Genomic DNA, 21,414 nt, shown 5'->3' on the forward strand with positions numbered 1-21,414 from the left:
CGTTTTTATTAAAATGCTACATTAAGTCCCATCAAGATTGTTGGTTGTACAGGGTAATTCCATCCTGCAAAACCAGATCCTAAAACATCTCCACCTACTTCTGGATCAACACCTGTAAACTTTGTCCATGTCCATAAATTTTGTCCAGACAATGAGATTCTTAATTTATCTAAACCAAATTTGTTATAAAATGAAAATCCTACCTGTAAGTTTTTCATACGTACATACGAAGCGTCTTCAACATAAAGAGAAGAGAATTTCGTGAAGTTTTCGTTATTGTCATCTTTAGCCAAACGAGGAATAGAGTTTGAAGTTCCTTCTCCGTGCCAAGCCATTTCTGATAAGTTGCTTACCTTATTTGTCAAACTTGCACCATTGTATAAATCTGAAATATTTTGGTTAACCAAATCATTTCCAATACTTGAGTAGAAATTTGCTACTAAATCAAATTGTTTGTAAGTAAAAGTCAAATTCAAACCAACATTATAATCAGCCCAAGGCGTACCAATTTTAGTTCTGTCTTTGTCATCAATTTTTCCATCGCCGTTGATATCTTTAAAACGAACATCTCCAACTTGTGCATACGGCTGTAATTTTGTTCCGTGCTCATCAGTATGAGAGTTTAATTCAGTTTGGTTTTGGAACAATCCATCAGCAACATATCCGTAAAAATATCCAGGTTCATTGCCTTCAACAGTCAAGGTTCTGTTGCTTGCACCGTATAATTTTTCACCATCAGCAGATAAATTCACCATTTTTACATTTACAGTTGTAAAAGTCAAATCGGCACCGTACGAGAAATCTCCTTTTTTATCTTTAAATGAAACTAATAAATCAACACCATTTGATTTCATAGAACCAACGTTTGTCCACATTGTAGAATATCCAGGGAAGCCACTGTAAGTTGGAAATTGTTTTAAGAAAAGCATATCGTTTGTTTTCTTTTGGTAATATTCCAAAGACCCAGAAAGCTTGTTTTTCCATAATCCGAAATCAAGTCCGAAAGAGATATCTTCAACCGTTTCCCATTTAATGTCTTTATTTGCCATTGTAGAAGGATAAGAAGTATCAGCAATATTATCTCCGATAGGATAAAAACCTGTCCCTATATTTGACTGATAAACAGCATCTTTCAAGTTTTGATTACCCACTTTACCCCAACCTGCTCTGAATCTTAAATCGCTCAAAACATCTTTTGTAGACTCCATAAAATCTTCGTTCAAAATTCTCCAAGAAACCGATGCAGAAGGGAAATTTGCCCATTTGTTGTTTTCCATAAATTTTGAAGAACCGTCACGTCTGAAAGTACCTGTGAAATAATATTTTCCGTCATAATTATATGAAAAACGAGAAATATAAGATATCAAAGAATTTGACGTTCTGGTACCACTGCTGTTGCGGTTTTTAGTCGCCGCATCTAATTCTCTCATAGAATCAGAGTTGTTTGGAATTCCTTCTCCATATCCCCAAAGTTTGCTTTGGTTGTACTCTTCCATTGTATTACCTATCATCAAAGACGCATTGTGTTTTTCTGCAAATGTTCTATTATAAGTAATTGTATTTTGCCAAGTCCAATTGACATCAGTTGTGTTCCATTTTTCAACACTGTTGATTTCTGCTTTTTCGTGTGCGGCATCAATCACAAAATCTGGACTGAATTTATTTCTTACGATATCACCAACTTCAATAGAAGCTTGTGAGCGAATCACTAAACCTTTGATTGGCGTGTATTGCAAATAACCATTTGTATTTAAATTGTACTGATCTGTAAAATCATCATAACGTTTTACAGCCGCAACCGGATTCCAAATGTATGATGGAGAACGTGCATAAATGCTGTATTCGTTTTCTGTTCCGTTTAATTGATCTGCTGGCTTGTAAATTGGCGTAATCGGGTCAATTTTATCAAAATCGGCCCAGTTTCCTGGTGAACGATACGTTTCGTAACGAGGATTTAAAGTAATTCCTGCAGAGAATTTATCCGAGAATTTAAAATCATTTGCAATTCTCATCGTAATTCTTTCCCATCCTCCAACTTCATACATTGATTCTGAGTTGTAATAGTTTAAGCTAACTGCGAAAGTATGTTTATCTGAACCTCCAGTTACTCCAAGAGAAGCATTTGTTACAGGAGAAGCTTTTCTAATTCCGGCATCCCACCAATCCGTTGTTTTTCCTCTATATTGAGATGGATTTGGCAAATAATCAGCATAACCAGAATTGTTGTATGCCGTATTCATCATCGTTGCATAACCTTCGGCATCAGCCATATTATAAGGATTATTCATCATCTGCATACCAGAACTCATGTCAAAATTGAATCTGGTTTTTCCTGCTTTTCCTTTTTTAGTCGTAATCAAGATAACACCGTTTGATGCTCTAGAACCATAAATTGCACTCGCAGAAGCATCTTTTAAAACTTCCATCGATTCAATTTCGTTGTTGCTCAAAAAGTTGATGCTTGTTCCCATCGGAATTCCGTCAACTACATAAAGCGGATCTGTACTTAAGTTTACCGTAGAAATACCACGAATCAAAACTCTAGGTTGTGCGCCGGGCCCACCAGCTCCAGTAACCTGAACTCCAGAAACTTTTCCTTGCAAAGATTCAGCTACGTTACCAACTGTCATTGTCTGCAATTCTTTTCCTTTTACAGAAGAAATCGAACTCGTTACATCGCTCTTTTTTACGGCAACGATAACCTACAACCACGATTTCATCTAAAGCTTGGCTGGCTTCTTCCAAAACAATATCAAAATTAGTTTTATCGCCAACTGGAACTATTTTATTAGTAAAACCAACAAAAGACAATTCAATTTGAGCATTTTTATTCGGAACCTCGATTGCGAACTTTCCATCAAAATCTGTTGATGTGTTTGTTGAAGTTCCTTTTACAACTATATTAACTCCCGGAATTGGCACTGTCGCTTTATCCTTAACAGTACCTGTTATTTTTATTTGTCCAAATGATACCGCAGTACACATTAGGGCAATAAAAAATCCTATATATTTTAATTTCATATTAAGCTGTTTTATTAATTAAATGTTACAAACAAGGCCGCAACTATTTTTTTGTGATAAATACTCTTTCCAACTCGGTATCAAGAACTACTTTGTAAACTCCTGCGCTGACTGGATATTTAGCATTTCCGTTCTCTCCTGGCGACATTGTACAGATTCCGTTTTTGATTAACCTCCAAGAAGGATCCCACCATTGGCCTGTAAAAGTTGCCTCTATAGTTCCGGTTAAAGTATATTCTCCAACTAATTGATAAGGATTTGCCGAATTGTTAGTCAAGTGTAATCCTGTCATAACCCAAGCGTTCCAAGTATCCCAGTTTGCATCTTTGATTCCGCCACCGCAAACACTTACGAAAGGTTTTCTTAAAGCAAGCATCATCATGCCATAATCCGTTAGCAACATCAGCCCATACTTTGCTTGTTGGCGTGTATTTCTCAACTGTATATTTTAAAGTATTCGGATTCACTTTAATTTTATAATATCCTTTTGTTGGTAAAATAATTGGTGTTGAAGCAACATCATCAACTAATTCTCCAGCAGTATTTAAACCAAAACAATGTGGCGCAAAATCTGATTCCTGACCTAAGAAATAAACTTCTTTATTGTCTTTGTCTGCGTAATATTTGAATTCGAAATCCTGTCCGCTTTTTTCGTGGAAATACATTGGAACTCCAACTGCATCAGTTGTCAAGTTTGTACCTTTTGGCTGATCACATAAATAGATTGCCGGATATTCGTTTGTTGCGACGATATTTACATTTAATGATCCTGTATTTGGAATTGCAAATTTGTCTTTAGCCGTAATTGTCAAAACATAATCGGCGACAGTTACAGGTAATGTATACGTTTTGTTGAAAGTATAAGATTGAGGTGATCCCGTCAACTGAATCATTTCGTTGATTCCTAATGCAAGCACACTGAACTTGTACATAATCAATACCTGAATCATCATTTACTGTAAAATTCAATGGCATTTGGTTGCTTGTTGACAACAAGATTACTGCACCTTCTTTTGGTGTAATCATATTGATTGACGGCGCGACAAATTCACCATCCAAACGCAAATTGATTTCTTCATTAACTGCATTTCCAGAAACGTCTGTAATTGTTAATTTGATTTTAAAAGCTTCAGAAGTTCCTCTGTTTGCTGGAACTTCAAAAAAGTAACTTAGATCATATGATTTCAATAAAGGATCTGTTGCGAATGTAATTACTTTGTCAAGTGATAATTCCGGAATTTGGATTTCAACACTTTTTAATCCTAAATCGTCAGCAAGAGCCGCTTTGATTTCGAATTTTCTGTTTGGCGCGCCATAAATTTCCTTTGTAGCGACTACTACTGTGGGATCATCAGAGGGAGCAAAATCTGAATCATTGCTTTGACATCCTGCAAAGAAGATGGCAAAAACGGCAAGAAAAAATAAAAATTTATTCTTTTTCATTTCTTTAATTTTAAGGTTAGGTTAGTTTGTTTTTTTAAGCGTAAAGTGATTGTTTAGATAAATGAGTCAGACTCATTTTTGAAGATCCAAATTGTCCTTTCCTTTTTGGAGAAAGAAAATGACACTGAAAAATCGGTGGTTTGGTTTTTGTCATGTTAGTAAAGTTTGATTAATATTTCCTTTTTTTTCTTTTTCTAAACAGTTAAGTTTTTATTTTTTGACCCGCGATTTTCATGCCTGGGCCAGATAAGTAATACGTAAAACCAACTCTTACAATCGTATTTTAAAGAAGGCTCAATTCTTTAAACTGATTAAAAAACTTATCAAAAAAATAACACTTATAATTTTACACAGTAATACAACTTAATCTATTACTATCGGTGCAAAGAAATGTTTAAATCATACTTCTAAGGAGGGGTAAAATGGAAAAAAAGGAGGTCAAAATTGTAATTAATTATTATTTCGTATTAAAATTTACAGAGTATTAAAAAATAACCGAATATTTTTACATAATCTGCAATCATTAAAATATTCTTTGTTTTAGGACTAAAACGTTTGAAATTTTTCAAAAAAACACACTCTCATTCGCAAAATGCAATTGAGTCGTTAAGAAAATGTAAAGTCTGAAAATGATTTTTAACCGATAATATTCAAATCGGAATTAAAAGAGCTCTTGTATTTTTTAATATACTCCGAAGGCGTCATTCCAAAAAGTTTCACAAACTGTTGTCTAAAATATTTAGGATCTTCAAAACCAACTTCGGCACTTGCCTGTGCAATATTCATGTCTTCGGTAAGCATTAACATCAGTCGCTCTTCGAATCCGGAGTGATCGAATAAAAGCATTTAAAGTCTGCCCCGAAATAATCTTGATTTTGGTATAAAGTGTTCTATGGCTCATTCCCATTTCCTGAGCGAAAGTCTTTATTGTAAAATCTTTTTTATGAATATTGGCTTCTACAATATCAATACACTTTTTCAAGATGAATTGATATTCTGCCGGAACTTTCTGTGTATTTTCTTTTAGCGTAATGCTGTCTAAGAAATAAGTTCGCAGATTGCTTCTGTTTTTTAATAACGATTCTACGCGTGCAACCAGAATTTCATCATCAAAAGGTTTCATGATATAATCATCAGCACCATCATTGATTCCTTGCAAATGCGTTTCAGGATTTTTGGAAGCTGTCAATAAAATAACTGGAATATGTGATAGGTCATTGCTTTCTTTTATTTTTCGGCACAATTCCAAGCCATCCATTTGTTCCATAGTAATATCGCTTATTACTAAATCTGGCATGTGTTTTTTCGTCAGTTTTAAGCCTTCTTCTCCATTTTCAGCGCTGTAAACCATATAATTTTCCGAAAACATTTTAATTAGATAATTTCTGATATCATCATTATCGTCAATAATTAAAATGGTTCGTTTTTCGGTAAGCATTACAGTCTGGAAATCACTTTCAGAAACTTGAGTATTTACCGCATTATTCTCCTCAGTATCGTCAATATTCAATTCATCAAAAAGCTGGCTTCTTTGCTGGACATCATTTGTGATCACAGCATTTTCAAAATGACTGCTTCCTTTCAGAAATGTTAGTTTAAATATACTTCCTTTTCCAATTTCACTACTACAGCTCACTTTTCCTTTGTGTTTATCGACAAAATATTTCACAATAAAAAGACCAATTCCAAAACCTGTACTTATCGAAACTTTAGAATTGATTTGCTTGAATTTTTCGAATATTACTTCAATATCTGCTTTATCGATTCCTTCTCCACTGTCTGAAATTTCCATTTCAACATCAGAATTGGTTTCGGTCAACTTCAAATTTATTTCGCCACCAATTGGCGTGTATTTAAAAGCATTTGACATTAAATTGAATAACGAAATTTCGATTTTTTCATAATCGCCAATTATCTCGATTTCATTTTCAGGAATTTCAAAATTGTAATTGATGTTCTTGTCTTTCGCTTGATTTACAAAACATTGATACACTTCATTGCAAAGTTTATTGACATTTATAGGAGATAATCGGAGTGAATCGGCATCATTTTCAGCTTTTCTAAAAAGCAAAAGCTGGTCGACCAAACTCAAAAGTCGTCTAGCATTTCGATGCGCAATGGCCAAATCGCTTCCTGAAGATCCGTTTTCAACACGTTCTTTCTGAACGGCTTTTTTCAGCGGATTTATAATCAGCGAAAGCGGCGTTCTGAACTCATGCGAGATATACGTAAACATTGACGACTGTTTCTCGGCAATTTCTTTTTCTTTCTTGCTTTCTAATTCGGCAATTTTGACTTTATATTTAAGTTTTTCTTTGTTTTTTTGGTAATCCAAATACACAAAAAGTACACCTGCAATTGCAAACAAATACAAGGTGTAAGCCCACCAAGTTCTGTACCAAGGCGGTAAAACTTGAATAGAAACCAAACTGACCTCTTTATTCCAGCCTCCTTTAAAATTGGTTGTTTTAACCTTGAAAGTATAATTCCCTTCTGGTAATCTTGAATAATTTGCTTTTCGGGCTTGACCCACATAATTCCATTGCTCGTCCCAGCCTTCTAAAAAATAGGCATAATTTATCTTGTCGGCATTATTGTAATCAAGTGCAACAAATTCAAGCGATAAAGCCGTTTGATCGTAATCGAGACTAACTTTTTCAAATTACCCGAATCCGTTTCTGAAACTTCAACTTTGCTTTCTTCAATAGACTGATTGTTCACAGAAAAATCAGAAAGCAATAGATTATTCTTCTGATTAAATCCTTTGATGGCTTCTGGAAAAAAGATGTTGAAACCGTTGATTCCGCCAAAAAGAAACTCTCCAGTTGACAATTCAACTCCGGCATTAAAACTAAACTGATTGCTCTGTAAACCATCATTGACAGAGAAATTTCTAAAAGTTTGTTGTTTTTTATCAAATCTGCAGACTCCATTATACGTACTCATCCACAAATTGCCTTCTTTATCTTCAAGCAATCTTAAAATGGTATTCGATGGCAAACCGTCGTCTGTAGTCAATCTTTTAAATTTATTTCTTTTTCGATCAAATAATAAAAGTCCGCCCTCCTGTGTTCCTAGCCAAAGATTTTTGTCTTTATCTTCATGAATACATCGAACTGTATTTCCGATGAAAGTCTTTTTGATTTTCTTGGTGCTTTTTTCAATTGAAAATAAACTAGTATAATTTCCGCCCCAAAGTTTTCCGTCACTGGTTTCAGTCAGCGATTGCAAATTGGTTATTGATTTATCTAAAAGTTGAAAACTGTTTTTAACTCGGTCAAAAAAATACAGCGCACCTTCATTTGTCGCACTTGCCCAAATATTAGCTTTCGAATCTTTGTAAACAAACCAAATATTCTTTTCAACTTGTTTTGTAAATGGATTATAACACGAATATTGTGTAATCGAATTGTTCTTTGGGTTAATTTTATTGATACCACCGGCCCAGGTCGAAAGCCAGATTTCGTTATTATTATCTCGAACAATTCCTGTAATAAACGGACTCGAAAGTTTGTTTCCGTAGTTTATATAAGTATTGTTTTTTCTGTTCCAATATTTTAATCCGGCGCCGTCTGTTCCTACCCAAAGATTCTTTTTTCATCTTCGCAAAAAGATAAAATAAAGTTCTCGGCAGGATTTTTAGCATTGTAACGAATGTTTTTAAAATACTTTGGAGTATTGCTCAACATACTAATGCCACCACGAAGCGAACCAAACCATTTATTGCCGTCTTTGTCTTCATATAAGCTCCAAACCGAGTTGCTTTTTGCCAGCTGGTTTTCATTTACGCTATTGAACGGAATGGCTTTTTTATTTGTTCCGATGACTTTGTAAATGCCACAGCCATCAGTCGTGATCCAGAGTTCTTTTTCTTGTCTACCAACAGATCGGTGACACTACATTTATTCGAAAAATAATTAGCTGAAATAATGCCTGTTTTGGTATTGAACAGAAAAAGACCTTCATCTGTTCCCAACCAAAGATTTCCGTCAGAAGCTAATTTCATGGCTTTTACTTCTTTCGCAAGCGAAAAAACGGCTTTTAAAGTTTTAGCCGAATAACTGTAACTGCAAATTCCAACATTACGAACATACACCCACGAATGATTATTTTTTTATCTTCCTGAATGGCAATGGCATCGTAATTATTGATGTTGATTTTATTGCCCAAAACCGTAAGCGGAATTTGTTTTCCAACAAAAGAGCCATTTTCAAAACTAACTAAACCTAAACTCTGCGAAGCAATCAAAAACAGATTTTCAGAAACCGAGCGCATCTGATGAATAATATCGTTTAGAATTTTCTTTTTATTGGATGAAAGATATTCCGCTGGATGAAAAGCAACAGTCGATTTATTGTAAATACTGATTCCGTTTGCGCCTCCAACCCAAATATTTTTTCTGAAATCGCCTTCGATATTATAAACGGCATTAAATGAAAGTGATTTTTTGTCGTTGATTCGGTTTCTAAAAACTTTAAAATTGTAACCGTCGTAACGATTCAATCCATCGTAAGTCCCAAACCAGAGATAACCGTCGCTGTCCTGAAAAATAGTCGTCACCGAATTGTTCGACAAACCGTCAGAAATATCAAGAAATTTCACCGGATTATCCTGCGCAAAACTCAGCGAAGTGAAACCAAATAACAGTATAAAATACAGAACAAAATGCTTCAAAATAGTATGCTTTTTTTGGAATTTGTGTAGAAACCACAATTATAAGCCTATTTATGGCAATTTTGCAAAAATCAATTCATAAAATTTTGATTTTATGGCTGATGTGTAAGAGTAAATCTTACGTTTTTATTTTTAGTAAAGGTTTGCTTATATTTTTTTTAGTACTGAAACATTCTTTTTCACACAATATTGTCATGTAATGACAAACTTTGAGGATATTTTTACATAAATATTAAACCTTTGAAAACGCTATTCTAAAAGCATTTAAAAAAAAACATAAACAACATACTTTCAAATACTTAAATCAAAAAACTACTTTCTGAATCAATATTTTTTTACCTTTAATATATTCCAACAACTTAAAAATAATATTATGAAAAGAAGAGTATTACTTGTAATGGTTTTGTTTGGAACCATTACGCTCGCAAATGCGCAAAGTGTAGGAGATCTTACGAAAGCGACAAACAAGGCATCTCAGACAGCAGTTCCTTCGTTTGATGTTGCCAGTATTTCTAATCAAGTTATGGGATTATTGAATCCGAAGTTGAAATTAACCGATGCTCAAAAACCGATTGTAAATTCATTGGTAAATGAAACGCTGAACAAAAAGAAAAATATTTTGCCAACAATGGCGACTGATAAAGCTGGCTACACCTCAAAAATGACAGCAAACAGAGAATCTTTCCTTACCAAAATGAAAAAGAACATCACTCCCGCACAATTTACAACATTGACTTCTTTGTTGCCCAAATCAGCTTCTTCTGCATCGGCATTGGCACAAATGCTTTATTAAGATTTTGAAATAAAAAAAGCAAAATAGTATATCTATTTTGCTTTTTTTATTCTAATACTGTTTCAAAGTTTTTAATTGGTAATTTCTTTTCAAGAGCGAGAATCTCTTGTCAACTCAGGCTCAATTCACTATTATTTCTTTTCAAATTCAACTGCATCAATCAATTCAATGTCTTTTTCATAAGGATTGACTGCGCCAAATCTCAACTTACTTTCAGTTAAAATTACAATTAAATGTTTTTCTTTAAATTTAGAATTTACTAATATTAAAGTATCTCCAGAAATCAAATAATTACTATAAATTATTTTTTTTCATTTTCTATTCTGAAAACATTTTTTTCATTGACTTCAAGGAATATAGGTGACTGTTCTTCATCTATAGTTTTCCATTTCCCAATCAATTTTTCTTTAGTAAAAGTTTCTCTTTGCTGGCATGAAAAAAGACTTAGTAGAACCAAAAACAAAATTCTAAAAAACATCTATTTTATTTATTAAGTTAATTTACTTTTTCCGAGCTTGCCTCTACTGGCGCTGGCATTAAATAGTAATATCATCACATATAACTTAAAATGCCTTTTAAGAGAAATAAAATGCCTGCTATAATAAGTATTAGAGCCGCAGACCAACCCTGCAAATCTTTTGAATTGGAAAACAAACCAACATTTTTCCTGAAAAAACCATTGTTTACTTTATATAACCATTTTGAATAAACAAAACCAATAATTATACTTGCTAATGGTAAAATTATATTTAGTATCATGATTTATTCTTTATCTATTTGTGTATATATCCTCAGCTGGTACGAACGCCCCGATCGTGCAAACTAAATTTTCATCTCTCATTTATGTTTCAGTTTAACGTCCCAAATACTGAAAGTGTTTAATTTCCATTCTCTATTTTTTAGAATAATTAAAATCGTTTCAATTGACGAAATTATTCCGATATCATAAAATAAACTTTTAAAACCATGAGTACTATTAATGATGATTTCAGTTAAATACAAATAAAAAACAAAAATCCAAATCTTACTTAAATATGAACTAACAACAGCTACTTTTTTATACTTGAAATAATTCAAAAATAAAACAAGTGTTTTAAAGCACAAAAGAATTAAAAAAGCATCAATAAAACTGAAAAGACTAATCTTGGTATGCAAAAAAATTACATACATCATTATTGGCCAATAAAAATAATTAGAAATCACTTCAGCAACATTTTCATTTTTTCTGTAGTTTAAAATTAAACCTATCAGCAGTAAAGTTGCAATTATAAGGTCATAATAATTCAAATAATTAAACTTAAATAAAATAACACTTGTTGTCAATATTAGAAAAAAACGAATAATTAGTTTTGTCATATTTTTTTAACGAATTCAAATAAATCCACTCAAATATAAAATTTATTAGCTTCAAATTTCACAAAACAAAAAAACTGCATAAAAGTCAAAAAAAGACCTTTACACAGTTTAGTATATTTTTAATCTAAAATTCTATCCCGATCGCGCAGTTCTTCTTTTCACAATCGTTAGCGCAGATTTGCAATCTGTACCTGCAAAGATTGGATAAATATCGTTTACTTTATCAAGAACCAGCTCCACAAAGTATTCAACTGCAACAGCGCGCAAATGTCTCCGACTTTGCGCCGATATTTAAATCAGTATCAAAACGTAAAACTTCTCAAAGTCTCCGACTTTTAACCAAATATAAATTAAAACCAAATTATAATTTCCATATCTTAAATAATATTACATCAGGCATTAATTAAGATATAGAAAAAAGTCAGGAGACTTTTAAGAAGACTACAATTTCTAAATAACAAAAAAATTGCGCAAAGTCAGAGACATTTGCGCGACTTTTCAATTGAAGTTTAGAACTCTTCGGAGAGCGGGGGATTGTGAATCTGATATTGTGTTATCAAATAATACATAAGCTTATTTTTCAATATCCTTTTTTGAAAAACCTGCTTTTAATATTGCCGTGCTATCGATAATCTGTTCAGAGTAAATTCCCCTAATTATTTCAGGAGAATTTAATAGATATTTTATTTTATAAAATTTGCCGATGTCTTTTGGAGATACTTTTTTGTGTAAGCCACTTTCAAAAGAAATAATTTTTTTTGCCAATATAATATGATACATGCAAATAAGTTCTTTTAGGATGTTCTTCAATACTATCAAGTTTTCCAATTGTTACTTTTCCATCTTTTAGTAATTCTTTTTCATATCTATAACTTTTTAGTTGCCCAAATATGATAAAAATTATAATGGAAAAAATGATTAGTATTGCTAGTATTTTTGATTTTTTTTCATTTTATTTAATTGTATTTGGTACTACATTAGAAACTGTTTCTACTTGCCATTTGAAATATTCGCCTACAAATGCGTCCCCTGCACTATTACCCAGCTCCACAAAGTATTCAACTCCACCGGCGCGCAAATGTCTCCGACTTTGCGCCGACATTTAAATCAGTATCAAAACGTAAAACTTCTCAAAGTCTCCGACTTTTAACCAAATATAAATTAAAACCAAATTATAATTTCCATATCTTAAATAATATTACATCAGGCATTAAATAAGATATAGAAAAAAGTCAGGAGACTTTTAAGAAGACTATAATTTCTAAATAACAAAAAAATTGCGCAAAGTCAGAGACATTTGCGCAGACTTTTCAATTGAAGTTTAGAACTCTTCGGAGAGCTGGGGTATTTTGCAAAAATCAATTCATAAAATTTTGATTTTATGGCTGATGTGTAAGAGTAAATCTTACGTTTTTAGTTTTAATAAAGGTTTGCTTATAAAAAGTTTTTTTAGCAACTTTTATTAACTGCGGTCTACAAAGTGTTCTGAATAGCAATGGTCTTACTGCACGAGCACAAATTGCAAATCTGCGCAAACGTATATTTATTCTTTCTTTAAATAAAAATTTGTATTGGTAATTCCGTTTTTTGTAAAATAAAGTCTATTTCTTTTTATTTTAAACATAAGAGTGTCTGAAGGAAAACCATTTTTTGTTGAATCCAAAAAACATATAATTTGATTATCTTTTAAAATATATTTTCCTTTAGCAAAAATACTTATTGTATGAATTTCAGTCTTTTCAACAGTATAGTCAGAATTTAAAATTATTTGAAAAAAAGCACTTTTATCTTTTGAGTAACTAGTATTATATTTCCCATAAACATCTTTACTACAAGAAGTTAACATCATCAGAAATCCTGTTAATAGAATTATTTTTTTCATGTTTATTGCGTGTATATTTTGTTATACAACCGTTAGCGCAGATTTGCAATCTGTGCCCACAAAGATTGGACACAACGTAAATCAAAAGCCTTCAATTGTTTTTGATGTTCTATAAAAAGAATAAAGTTTATTCTCAAAACAAATCTAACAAAACCACTTCTAAATCATTTTCTAGACCTGAATAATTTCGTATCGAATTAAAAGAATAATCATTTGGCATAATCACTATCTTTATTTATAAGGATTGCTTGCTACAATTGTATCAATTATGTTTGAGTTACAAGGCAATTTATTAAAATTAAAATATTGCATTTCTTTAAAATGATCACCATCATTTTTAAACCCCTTTTTTATAATTGTAACCCATACACCAGGCGAATCTATATCAGGTTTTATTGAGCAATAGTAATCCAAACTATCAACAACAATATTATAACCAGGAGATTTATCTTTTAAATTAATGGTATTACTTCCTTTTAACGTATCCTTCAACTCCAAAAGATAATATTTTGATTGATGATTTTTCATCAATATAGATTCGATTATATAATCATCCGACAAGACTTTAATAGTTTTATCTCTGTAATTTATTTCTATCTTTTCTCCATTAAATTGGAAGCAACTTCCAAAATAAAAGCATACAATTATTAATAAAATTATTCTTTTAATTCCCATCCTTTTCGGTAATTTAATCTTACTCATTTCACTGACAGCATTTTGCTAATAAACAGATAGTACTTTAATCAAATATAAAATAAAACTTCAAAAGGTTTCAGAAAAATCTCAAATTACTAAAACAAAAAAACTGCATAAAAGCCAAAAAACCTTTACACAGTTTATATTATTAAAATCTAAATTTAACCCAACAAAAAAACAATCAATCCTCTAGCGCCATGCGCACCCAAAACCAAAGACTGCTCAATATCAGCTGTTTTTGAAGGTCCGGCGATGAAAGTTCCGAAACCATATTCTTGATTTCCTATTTTTTCATATGCTTGATGCATCGTTGGATAAATATTATTTTTATCTACTATAATGGCCAAATATTGCGCTATAAAAGGAGAAACACGTTGTCCTAGAATATCATCCGTAACCCAAAGTGCACTGTTTTCAGCAACACCGAAATGCGCTTTCACAATTGTCAATTCAATGTTTTTAAGCGAATGCGGATCGTCATTTGTCCAATCTAAAGAGGCTATTTCTGAAAGTTCTGGAAGTGTTGTTACAATGCGTTTTTGAAGATCGTAATGCTTTTTAACATACGAAATCACTTCCTCATAATTTGAAACTTCAATAGGATTTCCGCCTATGTTTTTTAGCACCGTTTTGTACGTTTCTAAAACATCAAAATTTTCAGAACCTAAAACTTTTAAGTCTGGCAAAGCGGTTACAGAATCAGGCTGATTCTGTTTTATTTTACGTAATATATCGGCTTTACTGCTCATTGTTTTTTCTTTTGCTTCTCTTGAATTTTTCTTGTACCACTCTCTAAACGATTCTTCTGGAACTGCAGGCATTTCGCGCTGATCGTACCATTTATTCATTTTGTTATTCACTAAACCTGGAATGTTTTTCATTACAAATCGGCCCGATTTTCCTGCGATATTAAAAACCGTCGGATTTGCCAAAACGGTCGCCATTGTTTTCATTGCAATTGTTTTGGCTGTTGGTGTATAACCATCTTTAACCAAAACCTGACGCCATTTATACAATTGATCGTGAATATCGATTTTTACCGGACAAACATTGGTACACGAACCACAAAGTGTACTTGCAAATGGCAAATCGGCATTCTTTTTCATATCGAGATTTGGAGCCAAAATAGAACCAATTGGACCTGCGACGGCATTATGATAACTATGTCCACCGCTTCTTCTATAAACTGGGCACGTATTCATACACGCGCCACAACGAATACATTTTAACGAATTTCTGAAATCTTCTCTGCCTAATTGTGTGCTTCGGCCGTTATCAACGATTACAATATGAATTTCTTTTCCGTCTCTTGGCTTTTTAAAATGGCTTGAAAAAGTCGTGATTGGTTGCCCTGTTGCGCTTCTAGCTAACAATCTCAAGAAAACGCCTAAATGTTCTCTTTTCGGAATCAGCTTTTCAAAACCCATGCAAGCAATATGAACATCGGCTAAATGCGCGCCCATATCAGCATTTCCTTCATTGGTACAAACTACAAATTCACCCGTTTCAGCAATGGCAAAGTTAACTCCAGTCAAAGTCGCTTTTCGAGTCAAAAATGTATCACGAAGTTGTTGTCGCGCCGATTCGGTTAAATACTGCGGATCAAAATTACCTTTTTCTGTGCCCAAATGTTCATGAAAAGTTTCGCTTACATCTTCTTTTTTAAGATGGATTGCCGGCAAAACAATATGGCTTGGCGGTTCTTTACGAAGCTGGACAATATATTCTCCTAAATCAGAATCGATAACTTCTACGCCATTTTCAGCTAAATATTCATTTAAATGACATTCTTCTGTAAGCATTGATTTTGATTTCACCATCTGCTTAACATCGTGTTTTACTAAGATAGAATGCACAATTTCATTATGTTCTTTGGCATCGGTCGCCCAATGTACTTTTATGCCGTTTTTCTGAGCATTTGCTTCAAATTCAATTAAATAATCATGAATATTTGAAAGTACATTGTTTTTAATGCCAGAAGCTGTTTCACGCAATAATTCCCAATCCGCGATCTGATGCGCTGATTTGTCGCGCTTTTCTCTAACAAACCAAAGCGTCTCGTCATGCCAGTTTACTCGGGCAACATCTTTATTAAAACGCGCTGCTGCTTCACTATGTTCTATTGTTTTTTTTGAAGACATTTTTTAGAGTTTAAAATGCTTAATTAATTTTTGCTGACAAAATTCACTACATTTTCATGAATTGCTTTTTCACCTTGAACATTTTCAGCAGTTACATTAGTCAAGAAAATATTTTCTACCGGAAGTTCTTTCTGTCCTTGAATTCTTGAAATAAACTTCACATTTGTGGCTTTTATATTTTCCAGATATACATTTTTTATTGGCGTAAGTCGGCGTTGAATTGTCGGAACCAAATCGCGCCATTGGTACAAGACATCAGTTTCTATGCCTAAAATTCCGGCATCAATTTTCCCTGATTTGATATTTGTCATGTGAATATTATTTACAAAACCGCCTCTTCTTTCATTAGTTTTGATGTATAAAAGATGATTTAGTTTTGCACCATCAACGACCGTACAATTATCAATAAAAACATTTTCAATTCCACCTGAAAGTTCACTTCCAATTGCCACTAATTGATGTCCATTTTTTACGGTGCAATTTCGCATTACAATGTTTTTTGAAGGCGTGTTTAGTGTCCAAGCATCTATTCCACAACCCGATTTAATTGCGATCGCGTCATCTCCTTGGTCAAAAACGCAATTTTCGATCAATACATTTTGAGACATTTCAGGATCAACACCGTCATTATTATGTCCGTGTGCATAAACCTGAAGATTTCTGATCACAACATCTTTTGACAAAAACGGATGAATCGTCCAAAATGGGCTATTCGTTATCTTAACGCCATCCATTAAAATATTTTGACAACGATTGAACTGAATAAAATGCGGACGCAAATTTGCCGTATCATTTACCATTTGCCTTTCTTCCACAGGTTTTTGGTAAGAAGCCAAATAATATAATCTTTTCAGACTTTCCATATGCGCTTTTGGGCGTGCGAACCATTTTGTCCAAACATCCATTTTTGCTTTCAATTCGCCTTCACCTGTAATGGCAATATTTTTACACTGATAGGCATAAACCAAGGGTGAATAATTGTAGCATTCATAACCTTCCCAAGTGGATCGAACTGCTGGCAGATAATCTTTTGGATCTTCAGAAAAAAGCAAAACCGCACCTTTTTCTAAATGCAGATTTACATTGCTTTTAAAATGGATTTTCTTAGTCAGCCATTCGCCTTCCGGAATTACTACAATTCCTCCACCTGATCTATTGGCTTTTGAAATGGCTTTAGAAATTGCTTCAGAAGTTTTTTCTTTATCGCCTTTTACTGCTCCAAAATCAACAATCGAAAATTTCTTGCATTTGCTGAAATCAGGAATCTTGATTGCCGGCATTTCAAAAGGTGCTTTTACCACAACTTCTGTTTGCGTCACAGAAGACGGATCTTTTTTGAATGAAAAAAAGATGATGGAAAGAAATAAGATGAAACAAAGTGCAATTTTCTTCATGAATATGTTTTTAAAAATGGCTCACAGATTTTACGGATTAAACCGATTTTTACAGATTTTTTTAATCAACTGATAAAATTAAACCAGCGTAAACCAGTTTAATCCGTAAAATTTGTGGCCAATATTTCTAGGTCATTGTATTTAATATTTCGGCAATATGAATGGTTTTTACTCGACTATTTTGTCTTCTTAAAATACCTTCCAAATGCATCAAACAAGACATGTCTCCACCGGTGATATAATCGACATTTTGATTTTCATGATCTTTTATTCGGTCTTGTCCCATTTTTACAGAAACGGCTTCTTCGGTAACGCAGAAAGTTCCTCCAAAACCACAACATTCGTCTTTTCTGGATAAAGAAACTAAATCCAAACCTTTTATTTTATAAAGCAATTGCTGTGGTTTTGAGAAAAAATGTGCGTTTAGTTCCGACATCTGCGAAAGCTTTAAACCTCGTTGACCGTGACAACTTTGATGCATCCCGACTCTGTATGGAAAACTTCCTTGTATATGATCTACTTTTAAAATATCAGTAATAAACTCTGTTAATTCGAAAACTTTTTTACGCATTTCTGTCGCGACAACTTCTAATTTGTCATCATGCAAGTGCTCTTTTACATGCAAAACACAGCTCCCTGATGGGCAAACGATATAATCAAATCCTGCAAAATTGGAAATAAAATTAGCGTTGCAACCTTTCGTTAAGTGCTCGTAACCGCTGTTTGCCATTGGCTGACCACAGCAGGTTTGCCCCATTGGAAAATGAACATCACAGCCTAATTTCTGCAAAAGCTCATAGGTTGCAATTCCAACTTTTGGATAAAACTGATCGACATAACACGGTATAAAAAGTCCGATTTTCATTTTTTATTCTTTTATTTTTTGCCCGCAGATTTAGCAGATCAAGCGGATTTATTCTCATTTTTTGTCACTTCGACCGAAGGGAGATTTGAAATAACAAACTTGCGTTGCAAAATACAGTTTATTAATTTTTAATTGATAATTATCAATTGTCAATTATTAATTGGAAATTATCAATTATTAATGTTTATAAAACTTCAAATCGATTAAATCATTTTGAATTGGTTTTGGATTCCAGTTTTCGTGAATGGCCAACGCCGCACCTAAAGCGCTTGCCTGCGCCATCGATGCTCGCATATACTTCAACATCAGGATATGCTTCTGCCAATAAATTCATGAAAATAGAATTCTTGCTGAAACCTCCATCCACAAAAATTTTCTTAACAGGACTATTGTGTATCAATAAGTTAGTCGAAAAAACCTGTTGTTCGACTAAATCCAACATCAATTGATGATAAGCGGTTTCGTAATTCTTGAAAGTAGAAAGGTCTCTTTTTTGAAAAGGACATTCTTTCAGAATATCAAAATCGTATTTCTTTGGATAAAGAATCTGAAAATGAAGTGCTCTTAAGTTTGCTACAATATTTTTATCAAAATAAACATCTTTGAAAGTATCAAACGGAACATTAAAATGAGCCGCTAATCTTTTAGCTTGTACTTCATGCTCGTTGCCCGAAAACAATCTTGTCGCTTTTACAGGTTTTTCAGTGTACTGCATATAGCACAAACAGTCTTTTTCCAGTTCCTCAAAAGTCAACGGTTTATTATTGAAAGGATTCAAAGAAATACTCCAAGTTCCGGTCGATAATAAAACAAATGGTTCTGTAAAGTTGATTGTGTATGGAATAATTGCAGATGAACTATCGTGAAGGCCAACTCCTATTGACAAATCACCTTTTTTCAAAACATCTTTTCCGTAATGCAACGGCGGAATTTTCTCTGAAATACCTTCGTTTTGAAGCCATTTATGGTATTTCATTTTTTTGAAATTCCACAAATTGGTATGACAGCCAATGCTTGTAATATCTGCGAAAGCCTCATTTGTTAGCAGAAAACTCAAATATTGCGGTAAATGCAGGCAATATTTTACTTTTTCAAAAAGTTCTGGTTTTTCTTCTTTAAGTCTGTAAATCTGCATTCCAGAATTCAAGCTTCCTAAAACCGGAGAAGCCGTTTTGACTGCAAATATCTCTTCGCCTTTGTATTTGCTATAAAACGCTTTTTTTAATTCCTCTGGATAATCTTTCAAATAATTATACAGAGGAGTTAAAACTTTTCCGTTTTCATCAATGTACACAAAACTAGCGCCGTATGTACTGAAATTTATTGCTTTTAAAACATAGCTGGTCAGCTCTTTTATTTCTGATAATCGATCGAGTATCCAGTTTTTCAGAACGTCAATATCTTCACAAGGAAAACCATCTTCATCAGTCGTTTCGTCAAGATTTACTGATTTTTCCCAGACAATCTTGTAATTTTCATCAAATAAAAAAACCTTTTTGTTTGTTTTACCAATATCAAAAATTGCAACTACATTCATTTTTTTTAATTGTAAATTGTTAATTATCAATTGTTAATTTTGGATTCATAACTTATAATTAACAATTAATAATTTATAATTATAATCCCGTTGCCATTGTTTTTAATCCTCTTTCTCCAATTAAATTGCTTCTAACAGCAAGCGAACGATACAATTCAACTGGATTTAAAGCGGCTCCAGAGCGCAAACGAGCTTCAGCCACTAATGCGCGAACATCTGTGCGGAAAGCATTTTGAAGAATTTCCTGTGCTTTAACCACATCATTTTCTTCCTGAGCCTGCTCTAAAGCTTTTCTATCAACAGAAAGTGCTTGTGCGTAAGCGATCATAATTGCTTCAACAGATTGCAATAAATCTTCTAAAGGATCTTTGATATTGTGCGAAGCGTCGATCATCCAGCCTAAATCTTTGGCGTGATTCATTCCTCTTGCATCCATTCCTTCTACTAATTCATTGAAAATTAAAAACAATTGATACGGTTTCAAAGCTCCAGCTGTTAAATCATCATCTCCGTATTTTGAATCATTAAAGTGGAATCCACCTAATTTATTATCCATTAATAAAATAGAAACAATTTGCTCAATGTTTGCATTTGGCAAATGATGTCCTAAATCAACAAGGGTTTTTGCTTTATCTCCTAATTTTTGAACGTATGAATATGATTGCCCCCAATCAGCAACTGTTGTAGAGTAAAAGTTTGGTTCAGCACATTTGTATTCTAAGAATAATTTCCAGTTTGAAGGCAATGCATCGTAGATTTCCTCTAAACTTTCTAATGTATTTTGATATGCTTTTCTGAAGTTTAACTGTCCTGGAAAGTTTGATCCATCAGCCAACCAAACGGTTAACGAGTCAGAACCTAATTCGATTCCGTGTTTGATAACTTCAATATTGTGTGCAATTGCTTGTTTACGAACTGCTTTGTTTACATTTTGAAGCGAACCATATCTATAAGTATGTTCTGCATTGGCTTGATCTTGAAACGTATTTGAGTTCATGGCATCAAACTTTAATCCGTGCTGTGCTTGCTAACGTTTTGATCGCTTTATAATCTGTTGGAATATCCCACGGAATGTGAAGCGAAATAGCTCCAGAAGCATTATTTAATTTATGAAGCAAACCTACATCTTCAATTTTTTCTTCTAAAGAACGAGGTTCTCCTCCACCTGCAAAACGTCCAAATCTAGTTCCTCCAGTTCCTAAAGCCCAAGACGGAATTGCAATTTGAAAATCAATTAATTTTTGAATTATTGATTCTGCATTTTCTATTTCTGATGCTGTAAAAGCAAATTTATTCTGATGTTTTTTCAGCAATCCCTCATTATGAGATGCAATATTGTTTGATTCAATTAACATAGCATTTTATTTTAATAGCGCACAATTTACCACATTATATCGATTGCGCTCTTGGTTATTATTTATTTCAAAACAAGTTTGCTTGTTTGTTTTACCATTAAGAGATTAAGTTCGTAAAGATTGGCTTAAATTACTTAATATCTTAATGGTGAAAAGAAAATTAAGCTTAATTTAAAAAATCAGTTATACTAAACTAACTTTACTTCGCATATTTCCCTTAATCTTATTTGTTTTTTTAGTTCTTTAATTTTAAAAAA

At 33.0% G+C, this 21,414-nt stretch carries 20 protein-coding genes and 3 pseudogenes; 1 reads left to right on the plus strand and 22 read right to left on the minus strand.

Going from position 1 to position 21,414, the window contains the following annotated elements:
* Positions 1-8 precede the first annotated feature (8 nt).
* The 11 genes and pseudogenes from ACQ9BO_RS18855 to ACQ9BO_RS18905 all read right to left on the minus strand — a co-directional run bounded on the left by ACQ9BO_RS18855 (position 9) and on the right by ACQ9BO_RS18905 (position 9,138).
* On the minus strand, positions 9-2,630 hold the full coding sequence (locus ACQ9BO_RS18855) for a SusC/RagA family TonB-linked outer membrane protein (RefSeq protein ID WP_431241992.1): 2,622 nt from the start codon (positions 2,628-2,630) through the stop codon (positions 9-11).
* On the minus strand, positions 2,617-3,021 hold the full coding sequence (locus ACQ9BO_RS18860; protein ID WP_431241993.1) for a carboxypeptidase-like regulatory domain-containing protein: 405 nt from the start codon (positions 3,019-3,021) through the stop codon (positions 2,617-2,619). The genes ACQ9BO_RS18855 and ACQ9BO_RS18860 overlap by 14 nt, the downstream gene beginning before the upstream one ends.
* Positions 3,022-3,064: 43 nt before the next feature.
* Positions 3,065-3,313: a hypothetical protein gene (locus ACQ9BO_RS18865; RefSeq protein WP_431241994.1), complete on the minus strand. Its 249-nt coding sequence runs from the start codon at positions 3,311-3,313 to the stop codon at positions 3,065-3,067.
* Complete coding sequence (locus ACQ9BO_RS18870) at positions 3,291-3,953, minus strand: hypothetical protein (RefSeq protein WP_431241995.1); 663 nt, start codon at positions 3,951-3,953, stop codon at positions 3,291-3,293. The genes ACQ9BO_RS18865 and ACQ9BO_RS18870 overlap by 23 nt, the downstream gene beginning before the upstream one ends.
* Before the next feature lie 1,147 nt (positions 3,954-5,100).
* The gene (locus ACQ9BO_RS18875; RefSeq protein WP_431241996.1) at positions 5,101-5,310 is read right to left on the minus strand and encodes a helix-turn-helix domain-containing protein; all 210 of its coding nucleotides are present in this window, start codon (positions 5,308-5,310) and stop codon (positions 5,101-5,103) included.
* The gene (locus ACQ9BO_RS18880; RefSeq protein ID WP_431245160.1) at positions 5,213-7,045 is read right to left on the minus strand and encodes a response regulator; all 1,833 of its coding nucleotides are present in this window, start codon (positions 7,043-7,045) and stop codon (positions 5,213-5,215) included. Before ACQ9BO_RS18880 ends, ACQ9BO_RS18875 begins: the two co-directional genes overlap by 98 nt.
* Positions 7,042-7,695 carry a two-component regulator propeller domain-containing protein gene (locus ACQ9BO_RS18885; RefSeq protein ID WP_431241997.1) on the minus strand — a complete coding sequence of 218 codons (654 nt, stop codon included), beginning with the start codon at positions 7,693-7,695 and terminating at the stop codon, positions 7,042-7,044. The genes ACQ9BO_RS18880 and ACQ9BO_RS18885 overlap by 4 nt, the downstream gene beginning before the upstream one ends.
* 243 nt (positions 7,696-7,938) lie before the next feature.
* Positions 7,939-7,992 (minus strand): annotated as a pseudogene (locus ACQ9BO_RS18890) (hypothetical protein); the annotation flags it as partial.
* A 50-nt stretch (positions 7,993-8,042) separates the two neighbouring features.
* Positions 8,043-8,321, minus strand: a complete 279-nt coding sequence (locus ACQ9BO_RS18895) for a two-component regulator propeller domain-containing protein (RefSeq protein WP_431245161.1) — start codon at positions 8,319-8,321, stop codon at positions 8,043-8,045.
* The gene (locus tag ACQ9BO_RS18900; RefSeq protein ID WP_431241998.1) at positions 8,249-8,560 is read right to left on the minus strand and encodes a hypothetical protein; all 312 of its coding nucleotides are present in this window, start codon (positions 8,558-8,560) and stop codon (positions 8,249-8,251) included. Before ACQ9BO_RS18900 ends, ACQ9BO_RS18895 begins: the two co-directional genes overlap by 73 nt.
* A complete protein-coding gene (locus ACQ9BO_RS18905; RefSeq protein WP_431241999.1) occupies positions 8,506-9,138 on the minus strand; it encodes a ligand-binding sensor domain-containing protein in 633 nt (210 codons plus the stop codon). Before ACQ9BO_RS18905 ends, ACQ9BO_RS18900 begins: the two co-directional genes overlap by 55 nt.
* A gap of 373 nt (positions 9,139-9,511) precedes the next feature.
* Here ACQ9BO_RS18905 and ACQ9BO_RS18910 point away from each other — a divergent pair, with 373 nt between their 5' ends.
* Positions 9,512-9,931, plus strand: a complete 420-nt coding sequence (locus ACQ9BO_RS18910) for a hypothetical protein (RefSeq protein ID WP_431242000.1) — start codon at positions 9,512-9,514, stop codon at positions 9,929-9,931.
* 131 nt (positions 9,932-10,062) lie between these two features.
* Here the strand turns inward: ACQ9BO_RS18910 and ACQ9BO_RS18915 are convergent, their stop codons facing one another.
* The 11 genes and pseudogenes from ACQ9BO_RS18915 to ACQ9BO_RS18965 all read right to left on the minus strand — a co-directional run bounded on the left by ACQ9BO_RS18915 (position 10,063) and on the right by ACQ9BO_RS18965 (position 21,157).
* Positions 10,063-10,218, minus strand: a complete 156-nt coding sequence (locus ACQ9BO_RS18915; protein WP_431242001.1) for a hypothetical protein — start codon at positions 10,216-10,218, stop codon at positions 10,063-10,065.
* A 550-nt stretch (positions 10,219-10,768) separates the two neighbouring features.
* Complete coding sequence (locus tag ACQ9BO_RS18920) at positions 10,769-11,287, minus strand: hypothetical protein (RefSeq protein WP_431242002.1); 519 nt, start codon at positions 11,285-11,287, stop codon at positions 10,769-10,771.
* A 573-nt stretch (positions 11,288-11,860) separates the two neighbouring features.
* Positions 11,861-12,067, minus strand: a complete 207-nt coding sequence (locus tag ACQ9BO_RS18925) for a hypothetical protein (protein ID WP_431242003.1) — start codon at positions 12,065-12,067, stop codon at positions 11,861-11,863.
* Between the two features lie 763 nt (positions 12,068-12,830).
* Positions 12,831-13,169, minus strand: coding sequence for a hypothetical protein (locus ACQ9BO_RS18930; RefSeq protein WP_431242004.1), 339 nt, complete (start codon positions 13,167-13,169; stop codon positions 12,831-12,833).
* Between the two features lie 231 nt (positions 13,170-13,400).
* Positions 13,401-13,871, minus strand: a complete 471-nt coding sequence (locus ACQ9BO_RS18935; protein WP_431242005.1) for a hypothetical protein — start codon at positions 13,869-13,871, stop codon at positions 13,401-13,403.
* Between the two features lie 155 nt (positions 13,872-14,026).
* Complete coding sequence (locus tag ACQ9BO_RS18940; protein WP_431245162.1) at positions 14,027-14,614, minus strand: LutC/YkgG family protein; 588 nt, start codon at positions 14,612-14,614, stop codon at positions 14,027-14,029.
* 6 nt (positions 14,615-14,620) lie between these two features.
* Positions 14,621-16,006, minus strand: a pseudogene (locus ACQ9BO_RS18945) (lactate utilization protein B); the annotation flags it as partial.
* 23 nt (positions 16,007-16,029) lie between these two features.
* Entirely contained in the window at positions 16,030-17,400 is a 1,371-nt protein-coding gene (locus ACQ9BO_RS18950; RefSeq protein ID WP_431242006.1) for a glycoside hydrolase family 28 protein, read from the minus strand.
* A gap of 127 nt (positions 17,401-17,527) precedes the next feature.
* Positions 17,528-18,265 (minus strand): (Fe-S)-binding protein, encoded by a 738-nt coding sequence (locus ACQ9BO_RS18955; protein ID WP_431242007.1) that lies wholly within the window; start codon positions 18,263-18,265, stop codon positions 17,528-17,530.
* Between the two features lie 208 nt (positions 18,266-18,473).
* Entirely contained in the window at positions 18,474-19,802 is a 1,329-nt protein-coding gene (locus ACQ9BO_RS18960) for an FGGY-family carbohydrate kinase (RefSeq protein WP_431242008.1), read from the minus strand.
* A 79-nt stretch (positions 19,803-19,881) separates the two neighbouring features.
* Positions 19,882-21,157, minus strand: a pseudogene (locus ACQ9BO_RS18965) (TIM barrel protein).
* Positions 21,158-21,414 lie beyond the last annotated feature (257 nt).

The sequence above is a fragment of the Flavobacterium sp. P21 genome (assembly GCF_050632225.1).
GTDB lineage: Bacteria > Bacteroidota > Bacteroidia > Flavobacteriales > Flavobacteriaceae > Flavobacterium.

Excerpts from the sequence above, each read along its gene's own strand:
- ACQ9BO_RS18870 (WP_431241995.1), bottom strand. The coding sequence starts at position 3,953 with ATGTACAAGTTCAGTGTGCTTGCATTAGGAATCAACGAAATGATTCAG.
- ACQ9BO_RS18920 (WP_431242002.1), bottom strand. The coding sequence starts at position 11,287 with ATGACAAAACTAATTATTCGTTTTTTTCTAATATTGACAACAAGTGTT.
- ACQ9BO_RS18930 (WP_431242004.1), bottom strand. The coding sequence starts at position 13,169 with ATGAAAAAAATAATTCTATTAACAGGATTTCTGATGATGTTAACTTCT.
- ACQ9BO_RS18940 (WP_431245162.1), bottom strand. The coding sequence starts at position 14,614 with ATGAGCAGTAAAGCCGATATATTACGTAAAATAAAACAGAATCAGCCT.
- ACQ9BO_RS18910 (WP_431242000.1), top strand. The coding sequence starts at position 9,512 with ATGAAAAGAAGAGTATTACTTGTAATGGTTTTGTTTGGAACCATTACG.
- ACQ9BO_RS18855 (WP_431241992.1), bottom strand. The coding sequence starts at position 2,630 with ATGACAGTTGGTAACGTAGCTGAATCTTTGCAAGGAAAAGTTTCTGGA.
- ACQ9BO_RS18960 (WP_431242008.1), bottom strand. The coding sequence starts at position 19,802 with ATGAATGTAGTTGCAATTTTTGATATTGGTAAAACAAACAAAAAGGTT.
- ACQ9BO_RS18950 (WP_431242006.1), bottom strand. The coding sequence starts at position 17,400 with ATGAAGAAAATTGCACTTTGTTTCATCTTATTTCTTTCCATCATCTTT.
- ACQ9BO_RS18860 (WP_431241993.1), bottom strand. The coding sequence starts at position 3,021 with ATGAAATTAAAATATATAGGATTTTTTATTGCCCTAATGTGTACTGCG.
- ACQ9BO_RS18955 (WP_431242007.1), bottom strand. The coding sequence starts at position 18,265 with ATGAAAATCGGACTTTTTATACCGTGTTATGTCGATCAGTTTTATCCA.
- ACQ9BO_RS18925 (WP_431242003.1), bottom strand. The coding sequence starts at position 12,067 with ATGTATCATATTATATTGGCAAAAAAAATTATTTCTTTTGAAAGTGGC.
- ACQ9BO_RS18935 (WP_431242005.1), bottom strand. The coding sequence starts at position 13,871 with ATGAGTAAGATTAAATTACCGAAAAGGATGGGAATTAAAAGAATAATT.
- ACQ9BO_RS18865 (WP_431241994.1), bottom strand. The coding sequence starts at position 3,313 with ATGACAGGATTACACTTGACTAACAATTCGGCAAATCCTTATCAATTA.
- ACQ9BO_RS18875 (WP_431241996.1), bottom strand. The coding sequence starts at position 5,310 with ATGCTTTTATTCGATCACTCCGGATTCGAAGAGCGACTGATGTTAATG.